Genomic DNA, 6590 nt, shown 5'->3' with positions numbered 1-6590 from the left:
CAGCGCGAGGCGGCGGCCCGGCAGGCCCGGGCCGAGGCGCTGGCGGTCGGGGCGGGGTTCGGCGCGGTGGCCGACGCGGTCGCCGCCGAGCTCGAGGCCGACCTCGCCGCCGAGCTGACCACGCTGCTCGAGCAGGCCAGGGACGCCGAGGTCGCCGCGAGCGCGGTGCTCGCCGAGCCCGCCGTGGCCGGCCTCGCCGAGGACGCGGCCGCCGACGTCGCCACCCCCCGCGCCGCCTGCGAGCGGGCCCGGTCGCAGGCGGACGACGCCCACGCCACCCACGCGCGCGCCGAGCACCGCAGCCGGCAGCTGGGTGGGCTGGTCGAGACGCTGCAGGCGCGGTGCGCCGAGCTCGGCCCCGTGCTGGCCGAGGCCGACCGGGTGGCCGCGCTCGCCGACACCGTCGCGGGCCGGGGGCAGAACAGCCGCCGCATGTCGCTGCACTCCTACGTGCTGGCCGCGCGGCTGGAGGAGGTCGCCGTGGCGGCGTCGGTGCGGCTGCAGCGGATGTCGGGCGGGCGCTACGAGCTCGTCCACAACGACGCCGCCGGCACCCACGGCCGCCGCGGCGGGCTCGGGCTCGACGTGCGCGACGACTACACCGGGGTGGTCCGCCCGGCCAGCACCCTCTCGGGCGGGGAGTCGTTCCTGGCCTCGCTGAGCCTGGCCCTGGGCCTGGCCGACGTCGTCGCCGCGGAGTCCGGCGGCGTGCTGCTGGACACCCTGTTCATCGACGAGGGGTTCGGCACGCTCGACGCCGACACCCTCGACCAGGTGATGACCGTGCTCGACGAGCTCCGCGCCGGGGGCCGCGTGGTGGGCCTGGTCAGCCACGTCGACGAGCTGCGCCAGCGCATCCCCACCCGGCTGCACGTGCAGCGCACCCGAACCGGGTCGAGCCTGCGCGTCGACGCCGCCTGAGCGGTCCCGGCCGCGGCCCGGGGTCAGCGGCGGGCGGCGCGCACCCGGTCCCGCTCGGCCAGCGCGACCTTCCACAGGTGCATCCCGGCGTAGGAGCGGTACGGCCAGTCCGCCGTCGCGCGCCGCAGCGCCCGCGCCTCGTCGGGCAGGCCGAGCAGCGCCGCACCCTGGCGCACCACGAGGTCCCCGTCGAGCAGCACGTCAGGGGAGCCGACCACCCGCATCAGCACGTAGTCGGCCGTCCACGGCCCGATCCCGGGCACGGCGAGCAGCTCGGCCCGCAGCGCGGCGGGGTCGCGGCCCGGCTCGACGACCAGCGACCCCTCGGCCAGCAGCCCCGCCACCCGCAGCACGGTGGCCACCCGCCGAGCCGGGCCCGTCAGCACCTCGTGGCCGCGGGCGGCGACCACCGCCGCTCCGGGCCACAGGTGGGTCAGCCCACCGTCCGGGTCGTTGACCGGCTCGCCCAGCGCCGCGACCAGCCGGGACCCGGCCGTCCGGGCCGCGGGCAAGGACACCTGCTGCCCGATCACGGTGCGCAGCAGCACCTCCGCGCCGTCGACGCTGCCCGGCACGCGCAGCCCGGGCGCGGCGGCGACGGCGGCGGCCAGGGCGGGCACCGCGGCCAGCGCGGGGTCGACGTCGGCGGGGTCGCGGTCGAGGTCGAGCAGGCGGCGGACGCGGGCGACGGCGTCGTCGTGGTCCGCGGGGTCGTGCAGCCGCAGGTCCAGCGCCACGTGGTCCTCGGCCAGCCGCAGTGACAGCATCGCCGGCCCGCCGGGCAGCCGCAGCGTCCGCCGGTAGGCCCCGTCGCGGACCTCCTCGACCCCGGTCAGCGCGTGCCCGGCCAGGAACCAGGCCAGCCAGTCGCGGTGCAGGGGCGCCGGGAACGGCAGCCGCTCGGACGTCACGGCGGGTGCCACGCGCGCGAACTCTGCCACCGGACGGGGTCGCGGGCCCGTCGGTCCGGTTAGGGTCCGGGGCCACCGGGGTGGTGACGACGGAGGGGTGGGAGATGAGCGAGACCGAGCAGAGCCGCGGCGACGGCGGGTACGGCCAGGCCGGCTACGGGCAGGGTGGGTACGGCCAGGGCGGGTCGGGCCAGGCCGGCTACGGCCAGGACTCCTACGGCGCGGGCGGCTACGGCCAGGGCGGGTACGGCCAGGGTGGGCCCGGTGCCGGCTACGGCCAGACCCCGCAGGCCGTGAGCGCGCCGCCGGTGCCGCCGACCCACGCGGGCTGGGCGGTCGCCGCGGTGGTGCTGTTCTGGCCGCTGGCGTTCTCGGCGTTCACCCACTCGTCCAACGTGACCCGGCTGTGGCTGATGGGCGACTACGCCGGCGCGCAGCACGCCTCCGAGCGGGCCCGCAGCCTGGGCCGGACCGCGCTGTTCGTGGCCCTCGGGCTGTTCGCCGCGCTCATCGTGTTCTACGTCGTGCTCATCGCGGCGCTGGTGTCCACGGCGTCGCAGGTCGGGTCCAGCTACTGATGCCCACGCGCTGGGCGGCCGAGCGCGACGAGGCCGCGAGCCACGAGTACGTGGCCCGGTTCGCCGAGCTCGACGCCGAGGGCGCGGACCTGCACGGCGAGGCCCGCCTGGTCGACGCGCTGGCCCCGCGCGGTGCCCGGGTGCTCGACGCCGGGGCCGGCACGGGGCGGGTCGGCGCCGAGCTGGTGCGCCGCGGGCACCACGTCACGGCGGTCGACCTCGACCCGGTGCTGGTCGCCGCGGCGCGCACCCAGCCGGGGCTGGCGGTGGTGCAGGCCGACCTGGCGACGCTGGACCTGGGTGAGCGGTTCGACGTCGTGGTGGCGGCCGGGAACGTGCTGGTGTTCGCCGAGCCGGGCAGCGAGCGCGCGGTGCTGGCCCGGCTGCGGGCGCACCTGGTGCCCGACGGCGCCCTGGTGACGGGGTTCGCCACCGACCGCGACTACACCGTGGCCGCGTTCGACGCCGACTGCGCCGCCGTCGGGCTCGTGCGCGAGCACCGCTTCGCCACCTGGGACCTGCGGGCCTGGCACGACGATGCGGGCTGGGCCGTCACCGTCCACCGCGCCCCCGCCTGACCCCGGCCCGGGCTGCATCGCGCGGGCTGGATGCAGCCCGGCGGCCCCGGGAGGTGCATCGAGCCCGCGCGATGCGGGGGCACAGCGGGCCAGCGGCGGTCAGCCGGCCAGGGCGTCGAGCTCGGCCACGTCGTCCGCGGCCAGGGTGAGGTCGGCGGCGGCGACGTTCTGCTCGAGGTGCTCCGGCGAGGAGGTGCCCGGGATGAGCAGGATCGACGGGGACCGCTGCAGCAGCCAGGCCAGGGCCACCTGCATGGGGGTCGCGCCGACGCGCTCCGCGACCGCGTCGAGCCCGGCCTCCAGCAGCGGCGAGAACCCGCCCAGCGGGAAGAACGGCACGTAGGCGATGCCGGCGGCGGCGCACGCGTCGACGAGCGCGTCGTCCTCGCGCTGCACCAGGTTGTACTGGTTCTGCACGCAGGCGACGTCGGTGATGCCGCGGGCCTCGAGCAGCTGGCCCCCGCCGACGTTGGAGACGCCGAGCTGGTCGATGAGCCCCTCGGCCTTGAGCTCGGCCAGCACGCCCAGCGGCTCGGCCAGCGAGGACTCGGTGTCGTGCAGCCGCAGGTTGACCACGTCGAGCCGCTCGACGCCGAGGTTGCGCAGGTTGTCGTGCACGGCGGAGCGCAGCTCGTCGGCCGAGAGCGCCTCCAGCCACGCACCCTCGTCGTCGCGGCGGGCCCCGACCTTGGTGACGAGGGTGAGCCCGTCGTAGGGGTGCAGCGCCTCGCGCAGGATCTCGTTGGTGACGTGCGGGCCGTAGAAGTCGCTGGTGTCGACGTGGTCAACGCCGAGCTCGACGGCCCGGCGGGCCACGGCGACGGCCCGGTCGCGGTCGGCGGGCGGGCCGAAGACGCCCGGTCCGGCGAGCTGCATGGCGCCGTAGCCCATGCGGGTGACGGTGCGGGTGCCCAGCGCGGCGGTGCCGGCGGCGGTGGCGGAGGGGGTCATGCGGACTCCAAAAAGTAGGGGGCGATCAGGGACGGAGCGCGTCAGTGCAGCAGCGCGGCGAGGGGGGAGCGCGTCAGCGGATGAGCGCGGCGAGGGCGGTCTGGTCCCCGATCGCGGTGGCGGGGTCGACGTGCTCGCCGTCGACGAACACCCCGGGGGTGCCGAACGGGTCCTGCTCACCGAAGCGGTCGTTGGCCTCGAGCACCCACTGCACCCAGCGGCCCTCCCGCACCCCGGTGACGAAGTCGTCCCCGGTGATCCCCACCTGGGCCCCGGCCTCGACGAGCGCGTCCTCGGTCCAGCCGTCGCCGTCCTCGTCGGGCTGGTGGGCCATGAGCCACTGGTGCAGCTCGGCGAAGCTGCCCGCCTCCGCGGCGAGCGCCAGCGCGTTCGCGGCCAGCACGGACCCGTCGTTGATGAACGCCATGGTGCGGTGCTCGACGCTGGCGGAGCCGTCGGCGACGGCGCGCCGCAGCACGTCCCCCGAGCTCGCCTCCAGCTGCGCGCAGTACGGGCAGCTCGGGTCCTCGAAGACGACGACGGTGTGGGAGGTGGCCGAGGCGTCGCCGAGCAGCACGCCGCCGTCCGGGGTGTGTCCTGCGGGTGCGGTCATGGCTCGTGCAACCGTCGCGGGCGCCCGTCTAGTTCCGGGCGCGCTGCACGCGCAGCAGCACGAGCGCGACCAGGGCGAGCACGGCCACCCCGACGGTGAACGTGAGCCCGGCCGTGACCAGCCCGAGCGGGCCGATCGCGGCCCCAATCCCCACGACCGGCAGCGAGATGGCCACGTAGAGCACGACGAAGTAGCTCGACGTCACCCCGGCGCGGGCCCCGGGGTCGACCTCGGCGTTCACCGCGGCCAGGCCCTTGGAGAAGGTGAGCCCCTGCCCGACGCCGGCGACGACGGCCCCGGCGACCAGGGCGAGGAACGAGGCCACCCCCACCGACAGGCCCACGAGCAGGATGCCCACCGCCAGCAGCACGCAGCCGAGGTCCAGCGCCCGGTCGGCGGCCATGCCGCGCAGCGCCACCTGGGCGGCGGCGGACGACCCGAGCAGCAGGAACACCACGAGCCCGGTGACGGCGACGTTGCGCTGGCCGAGCACCTGGGCGTCGAGCTGCGGGGAGATGGCGGTGAACAGCCCCAGCACGGCGAACCCGGCGAACCCGGCGATGGCGGCGCCGACGAACACGCCGCGGACCTCGGCGGGCACGGCCAGGGGCTGGCGCTGCGGGCGGGCGTCCGGCGCGACGTCGACGGTCTCCGGCGCGGCCAGCACCAGCAGCACGCACCCGGCCACCGCGGCGACGTGGACGGCGAAGGACAGGTGCAGCGGGGCGGGCAGGTACTGCACGGCCAGGCCGCCCAGCAGCGGGCCCAGGCCCAGCCCGCCGATGTTGGCCCCGGTGGCGACGAACGGGGCGCGGTCCCGCCACGCCTCGGGGGCGGCCTCGATCACCGCGGCGGTGGCGGTGCCCGCGAAGATGCCGGCGGAGAGCCCGGAGAGCAGCCGGCCCACCAGCAGCACCCACACCGGCCCGGCGAGCAGGAACACCACGCTGCTGACCAGCGCGAACCCCAGCCCGGCGAGCAGCAGCGGGCGCCTGCCGAGCGCGTCGGACCAGCGGCCGAAGGCGAGCAGCGCGCCGAGCACGCCGACGGCGTACACGGCGAAGATGACGGTCTGCACGAGCGGGGAGAAGCCGAGCTCGCGCTGGTAGAGCCCGTACATCGGGGTGGGCAGCGTCGCCCCCAGCATGACCACGGCGAAGGTGAGGGCGAGCGCGGCGAAGGCCGGGCCGGGCCGCAGGCGGGGGAGGGGCACGCGCGTCAGGGTGTCACCGTGCCCGGCCCGCTCACGCCGTCGAGGTAGACCCACCGCCCGTCGACGCGGACGAAGCGGCTGGTCTCGGCGAGCACCCCGGTCCGCCCGCCGGCCGCCCAGCGGGCGCGGAACGCGACGGTGCCCTCGGCGGCGAAGGGGCCGCCACCAGTCGTCGGCCCCACCTCGAGCCCGGTCCAGCGCTGCCCGGCGTCGAGCCGCAGCGCCCGCGGCCGGGTGCGGGGGTGCCAGCTGGCCAGCAGGTACGCCTCGTCGGCGAGGGCGAAGGCGGTGTAGCGCGAGCGCATGAGCCGCTCCGCGGTGGGGGCGGGGGCGCCGGCGTGCAGCGGGCCGCAGCAGGCGTCGTAGGGCGGGCCCAGCCCGCACGGGCAGGCGCCCGGGCCGCGCGCGGTCACCGCCGGGCCGCCTCGACCAGGGCGCGCACCCCGCCGCGGACCCGCACGGGCACCCCCTTGGCGGTGACGACGGTGCCGTCCCAGGTGCGCAGCCGCACCTCGGTGTCGCCCGCCTCGGGCTCGAGCACCTCGGCGACGTCGACCCAGCGCAGCGTGCGCCGCGTCAGCACCAGGCGCAGCCCGTCGCGGGTGAGCACGCTCTGCGCCACCCCGACCAGCAGCACCACGCCCATCAGCCCGACGACGCCCAGCACCACCACCCCGGCCACCGACCAGTGCGAGCGCAGCACCGCGTCGAGACCGACGCCGACCACGCCCATCAGCCAGAACATGACGAGGTAGCTGCGGGTGTAGGTGCCTCCCCGGTAGGCGCCGAGGGCGTCGTCGCTCACCGGCCCAGCATGGACCCGGG

9 protein-coding genes are annotated in these 6590 nt (G+C 77.1%); 3 read left to right on the top strand and 6 right to left on the bottom strand.

Annotation, left to right across the window (positions count from 1 at the left end; all coding sequences use genetic code 11):
* Positions 1-921, top strand: a 921-nt coding sequence (locus tag ACYVOF_RS07460; protein WP_460865213.1) for an SbcC/MukB-like Walker B domain-containing protein, incomplete at its 5' end; no start/stop codon positions are given.
* A 23-nt stretch (positions 922-944) separates the two neighbouring features.
* Here the strand turns inward: ACYVOF_RS07460 and ACYVOF_RS07455 are convergent.
* The gene (locus tag ACYVOF_RS07455) at positions 945-1844 is read right to left on the bottom strand and encodes a DNA-3-methyladenine glycosylase family protein (RefSeq protein ID WP_460865212.1); all 900 of its coding nucleotides are present in this window, start codon (positions 1842-1844) and stop codon (positions 945-947) included.
* Positions 1845-1936: 92 nt separating this feature from the next.
* Here ACYVOF_RS07455 and ACYVOF_RS07450 point away from each other — a divergent pair, with 92 nt between their 5' ends.
* Together ACYVOF_RS07450 and ACYVOF_RS07445 are read left to right on the top strand one after the other, a co-directional pair.
* The gene (locus ACYVOF_RS07450) at positions 1937-2410 is read left to right on the top strand and encodes a CD225/dispanin family protein (RefSeq protein ID WP_460865211.1); all 474 of its coding nucleotides are present in this window, start codon (positions 1937-1939) and stop codon (positions 2408-2410) included.
* Positions 2410-2988 carry a class I SAM-dependent methyltransferase gene (locus ACYVOF_RS07445; protein WP_460865209.1) on the top strand — a complete coding sequence of 193 codons (579 nt, stop codon included), beginning with the start codon at positions 2410-2412 and terminating at the stop codon, positions 2986-2988. Before ACYVOF_RS07450 ends, ACYVOF_RS07445 begins: the two co-directional genes overlap by 1 nt.
* 99 nt (positions 2989-3087) lie before the next feature.
* Here ACYVOF_RS07445 and ACYVOF_RS07440 read toward each other — a convergent pair whose 3' ends face one another.
* From ACYVOF_RS07440 to ACYVOF_RS07420, 5 genes are all read right to left on the bottom strand, one after another.
* Complete coding sequence (locus ACYVOF_RS07440) at positions 3088-3939, bottom strand: oxidoreductase (RefSeq protein ID WP_460865208.1); 852 nt, start codon at positions 3937-3939, stop codon at positions 3088-3090.
* A 73-nt stretch (positions 3940-4012) separates the two neighbouring features.
* Positions 4013-4552: a DsbA family protein gene (locus ACYVOF_RS07435; protein ID WP_460865206.1), complete on the bottom strand. Its 540-nt coding sequence runs from the start codon at positions 4550-4552 to the stop codon at positions 4013-4015.
* A gap of 28 nt (positions 4553-4580) precedes the next feature.
* Positions 4581-5765, bottom strand: coding sequence for an MFS transporter (locus ACYVOF_RS07430; RefSeq protein WP_460865205.1), 1185 nt, complete (start codon positions 5763-5765; stop codon positions 4581-4583).
* Positions 5766-5770: 5 nt separating this feature from the next.
* Entirely contained in the window at positions 5771-6178 is a 408-nt protein-coding gene (locus ACYVOF_RS07425) for a YchJ family protein (protein WP_460865203.1), read from the bottom strand.
* Complete coding sequence (locus ACYVOF_RS07420; protein ID WP_460865201.1) at positions 6175-6570, bottom strand: hypothetical protein; 396 nt, start codon at positions 6568-6570, stop codon at positions 6175-6177. The genes ACYVOF_RS07425 and ACYVOF_RS07420 overlap by 4 nt, the downstream gene beginning before the upstream one ends.
* Between the last annotated feature and the right edge of the window lie 20 nt (positions 6571-6590).

It is taken from the genome of Rhodococcus aerolatus, assembly GCF_054783215.1.
This window is presented reverse-complemented; position numbering and strand designations above follow the sequence as displayed.